Below are 16,469 nucleotides of genomic sequence, written 5' to 3' on the forward strand. Positions count from 1 at the left end.
CGGGGCGCCCGTTCCCGCTCCCATTGTCCTTACCCTTTGTTGACATTTCTTTGCAAAGGTCGGCCACAGGCCGATTGACGTCTATTTCTGAATTCTCGACAGGTTTTGCGGATGACCATGGCTGCGGCGATGCAAAGCCGGACGGCAGAAGCGCCAGCGCGGTCGAAAGCGAGCCGTATCGCGCATGTCGACATCGTCACCGATCTCGACGCCGCCGAGGCGGTCTGGCGCGCCTTCGAGGAGCCCGGCCATCTCTTCACGCCCTATCAGCGGTTCGATCTGCTGAGCCCCTGGCAGCGCCTGGTCGGCGAGCGCGAAGGCGTACGCCCCTTCATCGTGATCGGCCGTGACTCCGAGCACAGGCCGCTGCTGCTGCTGCCGCTCTCGCTGCGCCAGAGCCACGGCGTGCGCACGGCCTCCTTCATGGGCGGCAAGCATACGACCTTCAACATGGGCCTGTGGGACGCCACATGCGCCGCACAGACCGTTGCTGCCGATCTGGAAGCGATGCTGGTGCCGCTCCGTGAGCACGTCGACGTGCTCGCGCTGACACAGCAGCCGCTGCGCTGGCGCGACCAGCAGAACCCGTTTGCACTGCTGCCGCGGCAGAGCGCGATCAACGGCTGCCCGCAGCTCGTGATGGAGCCGGGTGGACCGCCGGCATCGCGGCTCAGCAATTCGTTCCGCCGCCGGCTCAAGAGCAAGGAAAAGAAGCTCCAGCCCCTCGCCGGCTATCGCTATCATCTGGCGACGTCCGACGCCGACGTCACCCGCCTGCTCGACTGGTTCTTCCGCGTCAAGCCGGCGCGGATGGCCGAGCAGAAGCTCCCCAATGTCTTCGCCGAGCCCGGCGTCGAACAGTTCATCCGCAGCGCCTGCCTCGCGCCCCGCGGCGAAGGCCGCGTCATCGACATCCACGCGCTCGAATGCGACGAGGAGGTGATCGCGATCTTCGCCGGCGTCGCCGACGGCCAGCGTTTCTCGATGATGTTCAACACCTACACGATGTCCGAGCACGCCCGCTACAGCCCCGGCCTGATCCTGATGCGCTACATCATCGATCGCTACGGCGAGCGCGGCTACCGCTCGCTCGACCTCGGCATCGGCTCGGACGACTACAAGCGGATGTTCTGCAAGGACGACGAAGAGATTTTCGACAGCTTTGTGCCCCTGACCTCGCGCGGCAAACTTGCCGCGATGGCGATGTCCTCGCTCAGCCGCGGCAAGCGTCTGGTGAAGCAGAACCAGATGCTGTTCGATCTGGCGCGGCGCGTGCGGCAGGCGTTCGGATAGGTCGGCCCCCTCGTCAAGATCTCTCCACTTGCGAGCTGCCTCTTACCCTCCCCTGGAGGGGGAGGGTCGTTGCGCATGAAGCGAAGCGAAATGCGCAACGGGGTGGGGTGACGGTCTCTCCTCATCCAACAGCGCCCGTGGGGAGAGATCACCCCACCCCGTCTCGCCGCGCTGACGCGCCGCGAGCCGACCCTCCCCCTCCAGGGGAGGGTAAGAGCAGCACCGATGTCGCTCAACTGAAAGAAAGAGGGCGAGCGCCCTGGCCTACGCCGCCACCACGCGCGGGGCTTCCGCCGCATTGGACGCCTGCACCGGCCTGCTCAACATCGTCACTTCGCTGAAGCCGACCGCCTTCAGCTGCTCGCACATCAGCATGCGCGCGTCCTGTGGCATCGCGGCATCGGGCACCACGACGGCGCGGGCATGCGCCGTCAGCAGCTCGGCCGGAAGGTCCGAGGCGCTGCCGGCGTCAATCAGGACGTGGTCATAGGCACGCAGCAGCGCGTCGATGGCGAGCGTCACCCGCGGCGATTGCAGCAGGCTGCGGTCGAAGCCGGGACGGCCGGCCATGACCAGATGCAGCCGCGACAGCTTGTCCCGGGTGATCACTTGCGCGAACGACGCCTGGCCCTGCATCAGCTCGGCAAGGCCGGGCGCCGAGGCATCGACGGACACCGCGGCCATCGTCGGCGAGGACGCGGCGAGATCGACCACGACGACACGCGCCTCGCGCGCCAGATGCCGGGCGAGCGTCAGCGTCGACAGCGTAATGGCTTCGCCGGACGCGGTGCCGAGCACCGTGACCTTCTTGGCCGCCGGCCCGGCGGCGCGCAAAGTCTCGGCCAGCCGTTCGATCTCGGTGAATTCGGTGACGTCCGCAGCATCAATCATCTCCGGCTGGAGCGGCGCCGGCTCCGCCAGATCGGGCTCGATGACCGGACTCGCGATCGGCTCGACGACCGGCTGGACCGGCGCCTCCTGGCGCACCGGCGCCCGTGCCGGGAGCACCGCCGCCACCGCGCGCGGCGCAGTCTGGCGCAAGAGCTCGCCGGTGACGACGACGCCGGACGAGAGCAGCAGTGTCGCAATCGTGGCGATCAGCACGATCGGCAGCTTCTTCGGATAGGCCGGGGTGTTCGAGACGATGGCACGCGAGATGATGCGGCCGTCGGTCGGCGCGGTGTCGATGGTTTCGCGGGTATTGGCCTCGCGGTACTTGGCGAGATAGGTCTCGAGCAGATCGCGCTGCGCCTTGGCCTCGCGCTCCAGCGCGCGGAGCTGGACGTCCTGACCGTTGGTCGAGGCGGCCTGCTTCTTGAGCTGCTCGAGGCTCACGGTCAGGCCGTCGACGCGGCCGCTGGCGATCCTTGCGTCGCTTTCGAGCGAGCGCGAGATCTTGGCCGCTTCGTCGCGAATCTGATTGTCGAGGTCGCCGAGCTGCGCCTTCAGCTCCTTGATCCGTGGATGATTGCCGAGCAGCGTGGATGATTGTTCGGCGAGCTGCGCGCGCAGCGTCACCCTCTGCTCCGACAGCCGGCGCATCAATTCGGAGTTGACGACCTCGGACGCCTCGATCGGCTTGCCGCTCTGGAGCATCTCCTTGATCAGCCGCGCCTTGGATTCCGCGTCCGCCTTCATCGAACGGGCATTGTTGAGCTGGGTGTTGACCTCGCCCATCTGCTGGTTCGACAACGTGGTGTTGTTGGTGCCGACGAACAGCGACGATTTGGAGCGGAAATCCTCCACTTTCGCCTCGGCGTCGGAGACCTTCTTGCGCAGGCTGTCGATCTCGCCGGCCAGCCACTGGCTGGCGTTCTTGGCCTGCTCCTGGCGCACGCCCTGCTGGAGCACGAGATAGCCGTCGGCAATCGAATTGGCGACGCGGACGGCAAGCTCGGGATCGGCGGACTGGAATTCGACGACGATGACGCGCGATTTGTCGACGGCGTAGGCCTGCAGACGATCGTAATAGGCGTCGAGCACGCGCTCTTCCGGCGTCATCGAGAACGGATCGCGGCCGATGCCGATCATCGCGGCCAGCGACTTCAGCGGCGAGACGCCCTGCAGGACGGGATCGAATTCGGGGCGCTCGGCAAGCTTGTTCTTCTTGATGATCTCCCGCGCAAGATCGCGCGACAGCACCAGCTGCACCTGGCTGGTGACGGCCTCGGCGTCGAGCGCCTGGCGCTCCTCGGTGCGGTCGCTGCTCGGGCGCAGGAACACGTTCTCGCGGCCGTCGATGAGGATGCGCGCTTCGGACTTGTAGCGCGGCGTGACCAGATTGACGACGGCGATGGAGGCGACCAGCGCCAGCAGGGTCGGCACGATGATCCAGCCGCGCTTGCGCGCCAGTGCCGCGCCGAGCGCGTGCAGGTCGATGTCGCCGGATTCGCCTTGTGGCTGCTTGGTGACAACAGGCGCAGGCTTGACGTCGATCCTGGATTCGATCTTGGACTCGACTTTGGGCTCGACCTTCTCGTCAGCCTTGACGTCAGCTTTGGGCGCGGCTTCGGCCTTGGGCCTTGCGACGGCGCGCGCAACCACCGCCTTGTCCTTGCCGGCACGCCAGAACGCTAAACGCATCGAACACTCCCGCAGGGGCAACGCCACCAAGCTACCTCAACCGCGGCGATTACACTCCATTAAGGTTGCCGCTGGGTTAATCGCGGGATCGGGCGCCCGCAGGGCGCGCGCTCGTCACCGTTTGTTAACCACGAAGGCTCTTAATCCGTCTCGATATTTTCCTAGGAATTGTTCGGCATCCGCCGTCGAGCGCTGGTTCTGATTCATGCCCCCCTCTCCCGACCGGCCGCTTCGTATCCTCCACGCCGTGCGCGCTCCGGTCGGCGGCATATTCCGCCACATCCTCGACGTCGCCAACGGCCAGGTCGATCGCGGCCATCATGTCGGCATCCTCGCCGATAGCCTCACCGGCGGCGAGCGCGCCGACAAGGCGCTTGCCGAGCTCGCGCCGCGGCTGAAGCTCGGCGTGCACCGCATGGCGATTCGCCGCGAGCCCTCGCCCGACGACGTCATGGTGTGGTTTCGGATGCGGCGCCTGATCGCGACGCTGAAGCCCGACGTGATGCACGGCCACGGCGCCAAGGCCGGCGCCTTCATCCGCATGCGACGGCGGTCCGACGACACCATCCGCATCTACACGCCGCATGGCGGCTCGCTGCATTATCCCCTCAACACCTTCAAGGGCGAGTTCTACGCGCGGCTCGAGCGCGCGCTGATGGATTCGACGGATCTGTTTCTGTTCGAGAGCGCGTTTGCCCGCGACACCTATCAACGCATCGTCGGCACGCCCAAGGGCGTGGTGCATTGCGTCTTCAATGGCGTCACGCCGGAAGAATTCGAGCCTGTCATCACCGCCGACGATGCGACCGACATCTGCTATGTCGGCGAGTTCAGGCACATCAAGGGCGCGGACCTCCTGGTCGATGCGGTGGCGCGCCTGCACGAGGGCGGCAAGAAGGTCACGCTGACGCTCGGCGGCGACGGCGAGGAAACGGCGGCGCTGAAGGCGCAGGTCGAGAAGCTCGGCCTCACGGGCGCCATTCGCTTCATCGGTCACGTCAAGGCGCGCTACGGCTTCTCCAAGGGGCGACTGCTCGTCGTCCCCTCGCGCGGCGATTCCATGCCCTATGTCGTGATCGAGGCCGGCGCGGCCGGCATTCCCATGATCGCGGCCCGCATCGGCGGCATCCCCGAGATCTTCGGCAGCGACAGCCCCGCTTTGTTCGCGCCGAGCAATCCCGAGGCGATGGCGGAGGCGATCGCCGCGGCGCTCGATGACCCCCAGACCACAGCACAGCGCGCGGTCTCCTTGCGCGACCGCATCTCCGCGCACTTCTCGCAGGCCGCGATGGTCGAGGGCGTGATCGCCGGCTATCGCGACGCATTTGCCAATCATTAACCATCCTTAAGCCCGCTTTAGAGAATCTTCCGATTTGTTCGATAATCGGAGGTCCAGGGGATGCTCGCCCGGGCGCTCAAGGCCGTGCCGCGGGCTTTGGAATGGACGTGGACGCCCGTGGAACCGCTCAACGCACGCTCGATGCTCGACGCCGCGACCAGCGCTGCGGCGAAGCCCGCTGACCAACCTTTCGTCGAGCGCCGTCGCCGGCTGACGCCCGCTGCGCTCGAAGTCGTCAACCAGAAGGTCGCCCGCGCCTATTCGCCGATCGTGATCGCCGGCTTCGTGCGCCTGGCCGACTTCGCGCTGCTGAGCCTCGTCGGCATCGCGCTCTATGCCGGCTATGTGATGCCGCACGCCGGCTTCAACTGGCTCTATCCTGCGGAGGTCGTCGCGGTGGCGATCGCCGCCGTGATCTGCTTCCAGGCCGCCGACATCTATCAGGTGCAGCTGTTCCGCGGACAGCTCCGGCAGATGACGCGAATGATCTCGTCCTGGTCATTCGTCTTCCTGCTGTTCATCGGCATCTCCTTCTTCGCCAAATACGGCAGCGAGATCTCGCGGCTGTGGCTGGCCGCCTTCTACGTCCTCGGGCTCGCCGCGCTGATCGCCGAGCGGCTGGTGCTGCGCTCGCTGGTGCGCGGCTGGGCGCGCCAGGGCCGGCTCGACCGCCGCACCATCATCGTCGGCTCCGACAGCAACGGCGAGCAGCTGGTCGAAGCACTGAAGGCGCAGCAGGATTCCGACATCCACGTGCTCGGCGTGTTCGACGACCGCAACGACAGCCGCGCGCTCGACACCTGCGCCGGCGCGCGCAAGCTCGGCAAGGTCGACGACATCGTCGAATTCGCCCGCCGCACCCGCGTCGACCTCGTGCTGTTCGCGCTGCCGATCTCGGCGGAAACGCGTATCCTGGAGATGCTGAAGAAGCTCTGGGTATTGCCGGTCGACATCCGCCTCTCCGCGCACACCAACAAGCTGCGCTTCCGCCCCCGCTCCTATTCCTATCTCGGCGAGGTGCCGACGCTCGACGTGTTCGAGGCGCCGATCACCGACTGGGACCTGGTGATGAAATGGCTGTTCGACCGCGTCGTCGGCAGCCTCGCCCTGCTCGCGGCACTGCCGGTCATGGGTCTCGTCGCGCTCGCGGTGAGGCTCGACAGCCCGGGGCCGGTGCTGTTCCGCCAGAAGCGCTTCGGCTTCAACAACGAGCGCATCGACGTCTACAAGTTCCGCTCGATGTACCATCATCAGGCCGATCCCACCGCCTCCAAGGTCGTGACCAAGAACGATCCGCGCGTCACCCGCGTCGGCCGCTTCATCCGCAAGACCAGCCTCGACGAGCTGCCGCAGCTCTTCAACGTGGTGTTCTCCGGCAATCTCTCTCTGGTCGGCCCGCGCCCGCATGCGGTGCAGGGCAAGCTGCAGAGCCGCCTGTTCGACGAGGCCGTCGACGGCTATTTCGCCCGCCACCGCGTCAAGCCCGGCATCACCGGCTGGGCCCAGATCAACGGCTGGCGTGGCGAGATCGACAACCAGGAAAAGATCCAGAAGCGCGTCGAGTTCGACCTTTACTACATCGAGAACTGGTCGGTGCTGTTCGACCTCTACATTCTGCTGAAGACGCCGATCTCGCTGCTGACCAAGAACGAGAACGCGTATTGAGTTGAGTTCTCCGTCATGCCCCGCCTTGTGCGCTGGTGCGCACTGGAGCGGGGCATCCAGTACGCCGCAGCGGCAGCCGTCCTCTCCAATCGCCGCCACGGAGTACTGGATCGCCCGGTCCAGTGCGCAATTGCGCACAAGGCCGGGCGATGACAGCTGTGTTTGTGACAACGACTTGCGTAAGCGTATGAGCATCTGATGGCGTATGCGGCGACAGCCGGGGAGATGAATGCAGCGGCCCGTGCCGCGCCAGGCGTGCTGGCGCTGCAGCGCGCGCTGGTTTGGCTGGTCGGCGCCTCCGGCGCGGTCGTCTTCATCGAGCCGAGCCCCTACGAGATCATGACGCTGCTCGCGGCCGTCACGTTCTTCGCCACCGGACTTCGCCTGCGGCTCGCGCTGATGCCGCTGATCGCGCTGCTGGTGCTGCTCAACGTCGGCTACACCATCAGCGCGATCCCGCTGTTCGACAAGTCCGAGGTGGTGAGCTGGATCGCGACCTCCTGGTACATGGCGGTGACCGTGGTGTTCTTCGCCATGGTCATGTCCGAGGACACCGCGGCCCGGCTCGACATGCTCCGCCGCGGCCTCGTGGTCGGCGCGATGGTCGCCTCGCTGTTGGCGGTCGCCGGCTACTTCCACCTCGTGCCCGGCGGCAACGACCTGCTCACGCTCTACGGCCGCGCGCGCGGCACCTTCAAGGACCCGAACGTGCTCGGCGCCTTCCTGATCCTGCCCGCGCTGTTTGCGCTCCAGAGCGTGGTTTCGGACAGGCTGGGGAAGGCGTTCCGCAACGTCCTTGCCTTCGCCATCATGTCGCTGGCGATCCTGCTCGCCTTCTCGCGCGCCGCCTGGGGCGGCCTCGTGCTCACCTCGGCCTTCATGCTGGCGCTAATGGTCCTGACCAGCCGCACCAACGCGCAGCGCTCGCGCATCATCATCATGGCGATCGTGGCCGCGGTGCTGGGCCTTGCGCTGATCGCAGTGCTGCTGTCATTCGATGCCACCGCCGAGATGTTCAAGCAGCGCGCGAGCTTCGACCAGAGCTACGACGAGGGCCGCTTCGGCCGGTTCGGCCGCCACATCCTCGGCGCGGAGATGGCGCTCGACCTGCCGTTCGGCATCGGTCCCCTGCAATTCCACCGCTTCTTCCCCGAGGACACCCACAACTCCTATCTCAACGCCTTCATGTCCGGCGGCTGGCTGTCCGGCGTGTGCTATCCCGCGCTGGTCTTCACGACCGTGATCACAGGCTTTCGCCACATCTTCGTCCCCGTGCCCTGGCAGCGCGCCTATCTCGCATTGTTCTCCGCCTTCATCGGCACCGTCGGCGAGAGCTTCGTGATCGACACCGACCACTGGCGGCATTTCTGGATGATGCTGGGCGCGGTGTGGGGCATGATCGCGGCGGCGCAGATCTACAAGGTCAGGGCTGACGAGAACGGGTCTTCAGCTTGAGCGCGGGCCGCTTCTCAGGCGGCGTATTGAGAAGTCCCTTCAGCGCTTCGGTCGCCGTGAGCACGCCCTTGTAGCCCTCGTTGGCAAAGCGCAGCAGCAGGCGCAGCTCCTCTTCGGAATAGGCGCCAAGGACCTTCTCCATCGCCTGCTGCATCGGCACGTAGAACTGGCCGATCTTCATGGCCGCCTCCGGCACGACCGCGATGAAGACCTTGCGGCGGTCCTTCTCGTCCCGTTCGCGGCGCACCAGGCCCGCCTTCTCCAGCCGGTCGACGACGCCGGTGATGGCGCCGGTCGTCAGGCCCGTGACCTCGGCGAGCCTCCCTGCGGTGACGCGGCCCTCGAGGTACAGGATGTCCATGCATTCGAGGTCGGAATTGGCAATTCCGGCAACGTTGGCAACGGTTTGCCCATAGAGCACACCCTGCGCCGACGACCTGCGCATGGCCTCCTCGAGCTCCTGCAACAGCGCAGCGCGCGCCTTCGTCCTTGACAAGGTCGGCCTCATATCTTAGGCGATATATATCTTAGTCACTAAGAGAATTAGCGACCGTAATTTCTCCTAGCACCACGGAAACGTCGGGAGCAAGCCATGTCCTATCGTCACCGCAAGGCGCTGATCATCGGTGCCGGCATCGCCGGCCCGGTGGCCGCGATCCTGCTGCGCCGCGCCGGCATCGAGTCCGCGATCTACGAGGCTTGGCCCTATTCCAAGGGCATCGGCGGCGGCCTGCAGATCGCGCCGAACGGCATGCATGTGATGGACGAGATCGGGCTCGCGAACGAACTGATCAGCCGCGGCTCGGTCGCGGAGTCCTTCGACTTCTATTCGCAAGGCGGCGCCAAGCTCGGCTCGATCAACCGCGACATGGCGCGGCGCTTCGGCCAGCCGGCCGTCAACGTCTGCCGTGCCACGCTGAACGAGATCCTGATCGACAAGGCCTGGTGCGCCTGCGTCTCGCTCTATTTCGAGAAGCGCCTGATCAAGATCGAGGACCGCGGCGACCAGCCGATCATCGCCTATTTCGCCGACGGCACCACGGCCGAGGGCGACTTCCTGATCGGCGCCGACGGCGTGCATTCGGTAACGCGCCGCCAGGTCGTGCCTGACGGCCCGCAACCCTTCAACACCGGCCTGATCGGCTTCGGCGGCTTCGTGCCGCACGCCGTTCTCGACGGCAGGTCGATCGGCCGGCACGTCGAGACCACGTTCGGCCAGAGCGGCTTCTTCGGCTATGGCTATTGCAGCCCCGATCCGAGTGACGGCGTGATGTGGTGGAGCACACAGCCGTCGCACGGCATGGATGCGGCGATGTTTCGCGCGCTCGACCAGGCGACGCTGAAGCAGCATCTGCGCGGCTTCCACCGCGGCTGGCACGATCCGATCCCCGATATCGTCGAAGCGGCGGAGAACATCGTCGTCACCGACACGCTCGACGTTGCGAGCTTGCCGACCTGGTCGCGCAAGCGCTCGCTGCTGATTGGGGACGCCGCGCACGCGACCAGCCCGCACGCCGGCCAGGGCGCTTCGCTCGCGCTGGAAGATGCGATGCGGCTCGCCCGCCTGATGCAGGACGGCCAGGAGCTCGGCGCCACCTTCCAGGCCTTCGAGGCCGAACGCCGTCCGCGCACCGAGAAGATCGTCGCCATGGCCCGCCGCAACGGCAACAGCAAGCGCGAATTCAGCGCGACCGGCGCGTGGATCAGAAATCAGATGATGAAATGGCTTCTGCCGCTGGGCTCGAAGAGCATGGAGTTCATGTACGCCTATGATGCAAGGGCGGTATAGCAGCACGAACGGCGCCGGAGGGTCGGCAAAGGCGCAACGCGCCGTGCCCACGATCTCTCCGTGATTGCAAAAGATCGTGGGCACGCTTCGCTTCGCCAACCCTACGAGAGCCGACCTAGCCCTCCACCTCGAACTTCAGTCCCGCGTTATCTCGCAGCCGCTTGATCAGCCTGTGCTGCATCGCTGCGCCCGGCGTCCAGAGCCCCGCCGGAACATCCGGCGTGTCGCGCAGCAGGCAAAGTGCGCATTCGGAAACCATCTTCGCCGTCGAGGCATAGCCGGGATCGAGATCGCCCTTCACCGCCGCGCGAACCTGACGGCCGTCGGGCGCGATCGCGACATAGAGCAGGTCGTAACGACCGTTGTCGCGCTCTTCCTTCGACGGCCCCTCGCCCGGCTTGAGCGCTTTGGGACCGGTCTTTTCGCCATTGGCGGCCATGACGAGCTTTGCGTTGGCCTGCCCTTCGTCCCCCGCTCCCGTCAACACCATCTCGTCGTAGACGAAATCCCGGCCATACGGGAAACCCATCAGCATGTTGGAGCGATGGACGTTGCGCGTGTTCAGCGTTGCCATCGCGAACGGGGCGGACCAGGATTGCAGGTCTTCCTCGAAAACGGGCTTGTTGCCGCGCGGCTGTTTCGGCCCCTCGAAGCCGGGCGTGAATGCGAAGGGGTCCTTGAGGATCGAGACCAGGCTGAGATCCTGCGCGACTGCCTCGAAGGTGACCCTCGCGCTCGCCGAGGTGCCGCCGGAGAACTTCCAGCTGAGGTCGCGGACGCGTCCCTTGACGCGAGACGCAGGCGCTCCGAACACGCGCCTGGCTTCCTCCTGCACGAAGAACGCACCGAGTTCGAACGGGACGGAGTCGAAGCCGCAGGAGAACATGATGCGCGCGCCGCTCGCCTTGGCAGCCGCCTCATGCTTGTCGATCATCTGCTTCAGCCAGATCGGCTCGCCGCAGAGATCCATGTAGTCGGTGCCGGATGCGACGCAGGCCGCAAGCAGATCGGAGCCATAGAGCTGGTACGGACCGACGGTGGTGACGACCAGCTTCGCCTGATCGACCATCGCCTGCAACGAGGCGGGATCGGCCGCGTCCGCCACGATGAGCGGTGTCTCCCTGGGCGCGCCGATCGCATCGCGAACGGATACGAGCTTGTCTCTGCTGCGCCCCGCCATCGCCCATGTCGGCGCGCCGTCACCGACGTAATGCGCGGCGAGGTACTCGGCGACGAGTTGGCCGGTATACCCCGTCGCGCCATAGACGACGATGTCGAACTTTGCGGACACCGACCTTACGCTTCCACCCTGAACGCCAGCCCGGCATTGTCCTGCAGCCGCTTGATCAGCTTGTGCTGCATCGCTGCGCCCGGCGTCCAGAATCCGGCCGGCACGTCCGTCACGTCACGCAGCATGCACATCGCGCATTCGGAGATCATCTTCGAGGTCGAGCCGTAGCCGGGATCGCGGTCGCCGGTGACACCGGCGCGGACCATGCGGCCGTCGGGCGCGATCGCGACATAGAGCAGATCGAACAGCCCGTTCTCGCGCTCTTCCTTCGAAGGCCCCTCGCCCGGCTTCGGCGCGTTCGGGCCGGTCTTCTCGGCGTTGGCGGCCATCACGCGCTTGGCGTTGGCCTCGCCCTTCTCGCCCGGACCGGTCAGAACCATCTCGTCGTAGACGAAATCCTGGCCGTAGGGAAAGCCCATCAGCATGTTGGAGCGATGGATGTTGCGGGTGTTGATCAGCGCCATCATGAACGGCGCGGCCCAGGAATTGAGATCCTCCTCGATCAGCGGCTTGTTGCCCTTCGGCTGCTTCGGTCCGGTGAAGCCCGGCGTCAGCGCGAACGGATCGTTCAGGATCGCGATCAGGCTGATGTCCTTGGCCACCGCGTCGAAGGTTGCCTTCGCGCTCGCCGCCGTGCCGCCCGAGAGCGTGCCGCGCATGTCGCGCACACGGCCCTTCACGCGCGCGGCGGGCGCGCCGAACACGCGTTTGGCCTCTTCCTGCACGAAGAAAGTGCCGAGCTCAAAGGGCACGGAATCGAAGCCACAGGAGAACACGATGCGCGCACCGCTCTCCTTGGCAGCCGCCTCGTACTTGTCGATCATCTGCCGCATCCAGATCGGCTCGCCGCAGAGATCGAAATAGTCCGTGCCGGTGGCGACGCAGGCAGCCAACAGCTCTTCGCCATAGAGCTGATACGGACCGACCGTCGTGATGACAGACATCGTCTGCTCCGCCATCGCCCTCAGCGAGGCCGCGTCGGACGCATCCGCGACGATCAGCGGCGTATTTCCGGGCGCGCCGACCGCGTCGCGTACCGACTTGAGCTTGCCGAGACTGCGGCCGGCCATCGCCCATTTGAGCCCGTGGTCGCCCTTGTAATGCTGAGTCAGATATTCGGCGACGAGCTGGCCGGTGAAACCGGTCGCACCGTAGACGACGATGTCGAATTTCGCAGAGCTCATGGCCGTCCTTCACTTCTTCGCGTAGCTCACGCCCATGCCGGCACGGACGTCGCTTTGGATACCATAGGGCGGGATCGGATAGCGCAGCCCGTTCTTGGCGAGCGCCTTCATGCCCTCAATTGCCTTGGCGAGATGCGTGGGCTTCAAGGCCATCAGCATCTCCTCGTCCGGCACGCCGCCATAGCGCCGTTCGGCATAGCATGGCAAGGACAGGCTGGGCTCCCCGGTCTTGAGCGCCCGCCCCCAGGAATCAGCACAAGCGGTCTCGCCGACCACGCCCCATTCGAACTTCTTGTAGCCGGTATATTGCAGCCCGTTGATCAGGATGATCATCTGCCCGGGCGTCGCATAGACGAGGCAGATGTCGGGCGGATTGAGCCTTCCGCTCGCGAGCGGACTGACGGCGAGCGCCTGATACCGTCCGAACGGCACCACGTCCAGCGCCTCCTGGCGCTTGCGCGCGTCCTCGGCGGTGCCGTGCCAGACCCCGACATAGCTTTCGCCGGCGAGCCATTTCTCGTCCTGTGGCGCGAGACCGATCACGGCGCGGCATTGCGCGCCGACGAGATCATCGGCGGTGATGCCGACAGTCCAGCCCAGCCGCGAGGCCATGCTGACGATCTGGTCGGTGGTGTGGATCGCATTCGGCCGCCGGATCTTCGGGATCGCCTCCATGTCCGCGGCGCGTGCGAACAGCTTCATGCCGATCACAGTCGTCTTCAGCCGCAGCAGGCCGTTGAGATCGGCGACGAGGCCGGCAAGATCGATGCTGTCTGCGCTCTGCTGTTGCATGGCTTCCTCCGGAGCGGCGCGTTTCGCCGCATGTTCTTGTTTTGCGGTCTTCGTTCTAGTCCTTCGCAGGACCCGGAAGCAACTCGCCGGTCCTGCCCATCAGGCGGTAAGCCACCAGGCCGATCCACTCGCGCACCGCGACTTCGGTTCGGCCGAGCCCGTCCGCGCCCATGTTGGTGAAGGAGAAGAGATCGCCACGTCCGCCCATCCGCCAGTCCACCGGATAGGCCTCGACGTCGAATCCGGCCTTGCGGAAGATTCCCATCGAGCGCGGCATGTGGAAGGCCGACGTCACCAGAAGCCAGCGTTCGCCCGGCTTCGGCTTCACCAGCTCCTTCGTGAAGATCGCATTCTCCCAGGTGTTGCGCGAATTGCGCTCGAGGATCAGGCGCTCCTTCGGTATGCCGAGATTTTCCAGGATGGGCGCGGAATAATCGGCCTCCTTCGCCTCGGTCGAAACCAGGTTCGCGGTCCCCCCGGTAAACACGATGCGCGCATTCGGATAGCGGCGCGCGAGCTCGGCTGGCGCGAACAGACGATCGGCCGCATGCGCGACCACCGGCGTGCGATGCGCCGCCGACAGATCGGTGTCGACGGAGCCACCAAGCACGATGATGCCGTCGGGCGCGCCGCGCGCGGCGTCCCACGCCGGAAACCGCGACTCCAGCGGATAGATCAGGAGATTGCCGAGCGGCGAGAACGCCGCCAGCGCCAGCAACACCAGCGTGGTCACGGCCAGCTTGCGGCCGAGCGCGGCAAAACGCGTCGCCATCAGCAGCAGCGAGACGATGCCGAGCTCGACCAGAAGGTTGATCGGCAGCAGCGCGGTGCCGATTGTCTTGGACAGAACGAAAAACAGGGGAGCCTCGCTGGGATGGCCGTGCCAGTCTGCGCAGGGCTTGACCCGCCCTGCCATCTTCAGAAATCTTCTTGAAAGAGGATCGATCGCCGGGTCAAGCCCGGCCTGAGGAAAGCAACCGGACGCGGCACATGACCCATCATCACCTGCATTCCAGCCCCAAAACCTGCCATTGGGGCTTCTTCGAAGCCGCCCTCAAGCCGGTCCTCACCATCGCGAGTGGCGACGAGGTCACCGTCGACACCATCAGCGGCGGCCCGGACATGCTGCCCGACCGCGACAAGTTTCACATTCCGCCCGAGATGCACGAGGTTCATGCGAGCAACGAGCGTATGCTGCCGGGCCACATCCTCACCGGACCGATCGCGGTCGAAGGCGCCGAGCCCGGCGACGTGCTCGCAGTCGAGATCCTCGACGTTCAGCTCCGGCAGGATTGGGGCTGGAACATGATCAAGCCGCTGTCCGGCACCCTGCCCGACGATTTCCACGAGACGCGCATCCTGAACATTCCGCTGGACCGAACGCGGATGACCGGTCGCATGCCGTGGGGTCTCGACCTGCCGCTCAAGCCGTTCTTCGGCGTGATGGGCGTCTCGCCGCCGCCAGGCTGGGGCCGCATCTCCTCGCTGATCCCGCGCGCCATGGGCGGCAATCTCGACAACAAGGAGCTGGGTGCAGGCGCGACGCTCTATTTGCCGGTGTTCGTGCCGGGCGCGATGTTCTCCTGCGGCGACGGCCATGGCGTGCAAGGCGACGGCGAGGTCTGCGTCACCGCGATCGAGACGGCGCTCCAGGGCCGCTTCCGCCTGACGGTACGCAAGGACCTCAGGTTCGACTATCCCCGCGCCGAGACGGCGACGCACTACATGACCATGGCGATGGACCCCGACCTCGACCAGTGCGTGGTGCGCGCGCTGCGCGACATGATCGCCCTGCTCGGCGAACGACGAAACCTGTCGCGCGAGGATGCCTACACGCTGTGCAGTCTGGCGGCTGACCTGCGGGTGACCCAGACCGTCAACGGCGCCAAAGGGATCCATTGCATGATCGAAAAGGCCGTCGTGCACGGCTGAGCCCGGCCACTCCTGCCGACCTGTTGACGCCACCGCCGCCGCCCGGTCCGCCGTGCGGCGCGCTGAGTCGTGGGTAATTTCCCCTGCGATTCCAACATGCTGTGCATCAGGCCCAGCCCGCATTTGACTTCCGCCCCTGAACCTAAATAGAGTCTTAATCGTTACTTTTATGTACCTGAGTAAGAGGCTAGCGTTCGGGCCATGGCCACCGAAAAAGCCGAGACTGACCGTATTCCCGTAACTTTGGCGCTCTCGACCATCACCTACCTGGAGAAGTTGGTGAGACAGGGCACCCACGGCACCAGCGTTCCCGGCGTCGCACGGACCTTGATCGAGGAAGGCATCCGTCTCGCCATCAAGGACGGGCTTTTGTCGATCCGCGACAATGGCAGGACGTGAGCGCGCGCCGGTGCGTGAAGCGGACGGATCTCGAGCGGCGGATGGCCGACATCTGCAACCTGGGACCGTTTACAAATGCCTGTTCTCTCACCCACCTGGACCGACGAACGAATTGAACTTCTGAAGCAGCATTTCGAGGCCGGCCTCTCCTGCCGCGAGATCGCCGCCGACATTGGCGTCAGCCGCAATGCCGTGATCGGCAAGCTGTCCCGCCTCAATCTGACGCGTGGCCGGACCGTCGACGATCGCAAGGTTCAGGACAAAGGCTCTGCGCCGGCAAGGGTGCGGGCCGTGCCGCGGCTGCAATATGAGATGCTCGCCACGATCTATGGCGAGACCGATGCCCCCGTGGTCACGGGTCCCATCGACGAGGCCAATCGCTGCTCGCTGCTGGAGCTTGCCGAGAACCGCTGCCGCTGGCCGATCTCGACGCCGGGCGCCGAGGATTTCTGCTTCTGCGGCAATTCCGCGCCCGACGGTCAGTCCTATTGCGCCGGCCACAGCCGCCTCGCCTACCGGCCGAATTCGCGCGCCCGAATGATGCGCGGCTAGATCATTGCGCGACGCATCGAGCTGCGATCCGAAATGAAAAACCTCCGGTGGGGCATCACCGGAGGTTCCTGGAGGCTTAGCGTGAAGCTAAGAGCCGCAACTTTCGTATTTGGCTGAGAGTCATATACCTTAGTAACTCAGGTAAGTAAATTAATTCGAGGCGATTGAATCGCATAGCTCGTCTTCGTCCGCCGC

Annotated in this window: 14 protein-coding genes; 8 read left to right on the forward strand and 6 right to left on the reverse strand. The window is 65.5% G+C overall.

Going from position 1 to position 16,469, the window contains the following annotated elements:
* Window positions 1-111: 111 nt before the first annotated feature.
* Window positions 112-1,293: a GNAT family N-acetyltransferase gene (locus tag UNPF46_RS28610; RefSeq protein WP_142252223.1), complete on the forward strand. Its 1,182-nt coding sequence runs from the start codon at window positions 112-114 to the stop codon at window positions 1,291-1,293.
* 264 nt (window positions 1,294-1,557) lie between these two features.
* Here the strand turns inward: UNPF46_RS28610 and UNPF46_RS28615 are convergent, their stop codons facing one another.
* Complete coding sequence (locus UNPF46_RS28615) at window positions 1,558-3,876, reverse strand: GumC family protein (protein WP_142252224.1); 2,319 nt, start codon at window positions 3,874-3,876, stop codon at window positions 1,558-1,560.
* A gap of 205 nt (window positions 3,877-4,081) precedes the next feature.
* On the opposite strand from UNPF46_RS28615, the gene UNPF46_RS28620 reads away from it, so the two are divergent.
* The 3 genes from UNPF46_RS28620 to UNPF46_RS28630 all read left to right on the forward strand — a co-directional run bounded on the left by UNPF46_RS28620 (window position 4,082) and on the right by UNPF46_RS28630 (window position 8,335).
* Window positions 4,082-5,215 (forward strand): glycosyltransferase family 4 protein, encoded by a 1,134-nt coding sequence (locus tag UNPF46_RS28620; RefSeq protein ID WP_142252225.1) that lies wholly within the window; start codon window positions 4,082-4,084, stop codon window positions 5,213-5,215.
* Between the two features lie 117 nt (window positions 5,216-5,332).
* Complete coding sequence (locus tag UNPF46_RS28625) at window positions 5,333-6,880, forward strand: undecaprenyl-phosphate glucose phosphotransferase (protein ID WP_181770160.1); 1,548 nt, start codon at window positions 5,333-5,335, stop codon at window positions 6,878-6,880.
* 198 nt (window positions 6,881-7,078) lie between these two features.
* Window positions 7,079-8,335 carry an O-antigen ligase family protein gene (locus UNPF46_RS28630; RefSeq protein WP_181770161.1) on the forward strand — a complete coding sequence of 419 codons (1,257 nt, stop codon included), beginning with the start codon at window positions 7,079-7,081 and terminating at the stop codon, window positions 8,333-8,335.
* Here the strand turns inward: UNPF46_RS28630 and UNPF46_RS28635 are convergent.
* Window positions 8,304-8,780, reverse strand: a complete 477-nt coding sequence (locus UNPF46_RS28635) for a MarR family winged helix-turn-helix transcriptional regulator (protein ID WP_181770166.1) — start codon at window positions 8,778-8,780, stop codon at window positions 8,304-8,306. The two genes, UNPF46_RS28630 and UNPF46_RS28635, sit on opposite strands and share 32 nt — an antisense overlap.
* A gap of 147 nt (window positions 8,781-8,927) precedes the next feature.
* On the opposite strand from UNPF46_RS28635, the gene UNPF46_RS28640 reads away from it, so the two are divergent.
* Window positions 8,928-10,124, forward strand: a complete 1,197-nt coding sequence (locus tag UNPF46_RS28640) for an FAD-dependent monooxygenase (protein WP_142252229.1) — start codon at window positions 8,928-8,930, stop codon at window positions 10,122-10,124.
* A gap of 115 nt (window positions 10,125-10,239) precedes the next feature.
* On the opposite strand, the gene UNPF46_RS28645 is transcribed toward UNPF46_RS28640, so the two are convergent.
* The 4 genes from UNPF46_RS28645 to UNPF46_RS28660 are packed head-to-tail and all read right to left on the reverse strand — an operon-like array spanning window position 10,240 to window position 14,214.
* The gene (locus UNPF46_RS28645) at window positions 10,240-11,415 is read right to left on the reverse strand and encodes a saccharopine dehydrogenase family protein (RefSeq protein ID WP_142252230.1); all 1,176 of its coding nucleotides are present in this window, start codon (window positions 11,413-11,415) and stop codon (window positions 10,240-10,242) included.
* A gap of 5 nt (window positions 11,416-11,420) precedes the next feature.
* Window positions 11,421-12,599 carry a saccharopine dehydrogenase family protein gene (locus UNPF46_RS28650; RefSeq protein WP_142252231.1) on the reverse strand — a complete coding sequence of 393 codons (1,179 nt, stop codon included), beginning with the start codon at window positions 12,597-12,599 and terminating at the stop codon, window positions 11,421-11,423.
* Window positions 12,600-12,608: 9 nt separating this feature from the next.
* Entirely contained in the window at window positions 12,609-13,391 is a 783-nt protein-coding gene (locus UNPF46_RS28655) for a DUF169 domain-containing protein (protein ID WP_142252232.1), read from the reverse strand.
* Between the two features lie 55 nt (window positions 13,392-13,446).
* Entirely contained in the window at window positions 13,447-14,214 is a 768-nt protein-coding gene (locus UNPF46_RS28660; RefSeq protein WP_181770167.1) for a YdcF family protein, read from the reverse strand.
* 167 nt (window positions 14,215-14,381) lie between these two features.
* Here UNPF46_RS28660 and UNPF46_RS28665 point away from each other — a divergent pair, with 167 nt between their 5' ends.
* From UNPF46_RS28665 to UNPF46_RS28675, 3 genes are all read left to right on the forward strand, one after another.
* Complete coding sequence (locus UNPF46_RS28665; protein ID WP_142252234.1) at window positions 14,382-15,323, forward strand: acetamidase/formamidase family protein; 942 nt, start codon at window positions 14,382-14,384, stop codon at window positions 15,321-15,323.
* A gap of 201 nt (window positions 15,324-15,524) precedes the next feature.
* The gene (locus tag UNPF46_RS28670) at window positions 15,525-15,722 is read left to right on the forward strand and encodes a hypothetical protein (protein ID WP_007603456.1); all 198 of its coding nucleotides are present in this window, start codon (window positions 15,525-15,527) and stop codon (window positions 15,720-15,722) included.
* A 75-nt stretch (window positions 15,723-15,797) separates the two neighbouring features.
* Window positions 15,798-16,274, forward strand: coding sequence for a GcrA family cell cycle regulator (locus tag UNPF46_RS28675; RefSeq protein ID WP_100177608.1), 477 nt, complete (start codon window positions 15,798-15,800; stop codon window positions 16,272-16,274).
* The last annotated feature ends 195 nt before the right edge of the window (window positions 16,275-16,469 follow it).

The sequence above is a fragment of the Bradyrhizobium sp. UNPF46 genome (genome assembly GCF_006658625.1).
Lineage (GTDB): Bacteria > Pseudomonadota > Alphaproteobacteria > Rhizobiales > Xanthobacteraceae > Bradyrhizobium > Bradyrhizobium nitroreducens.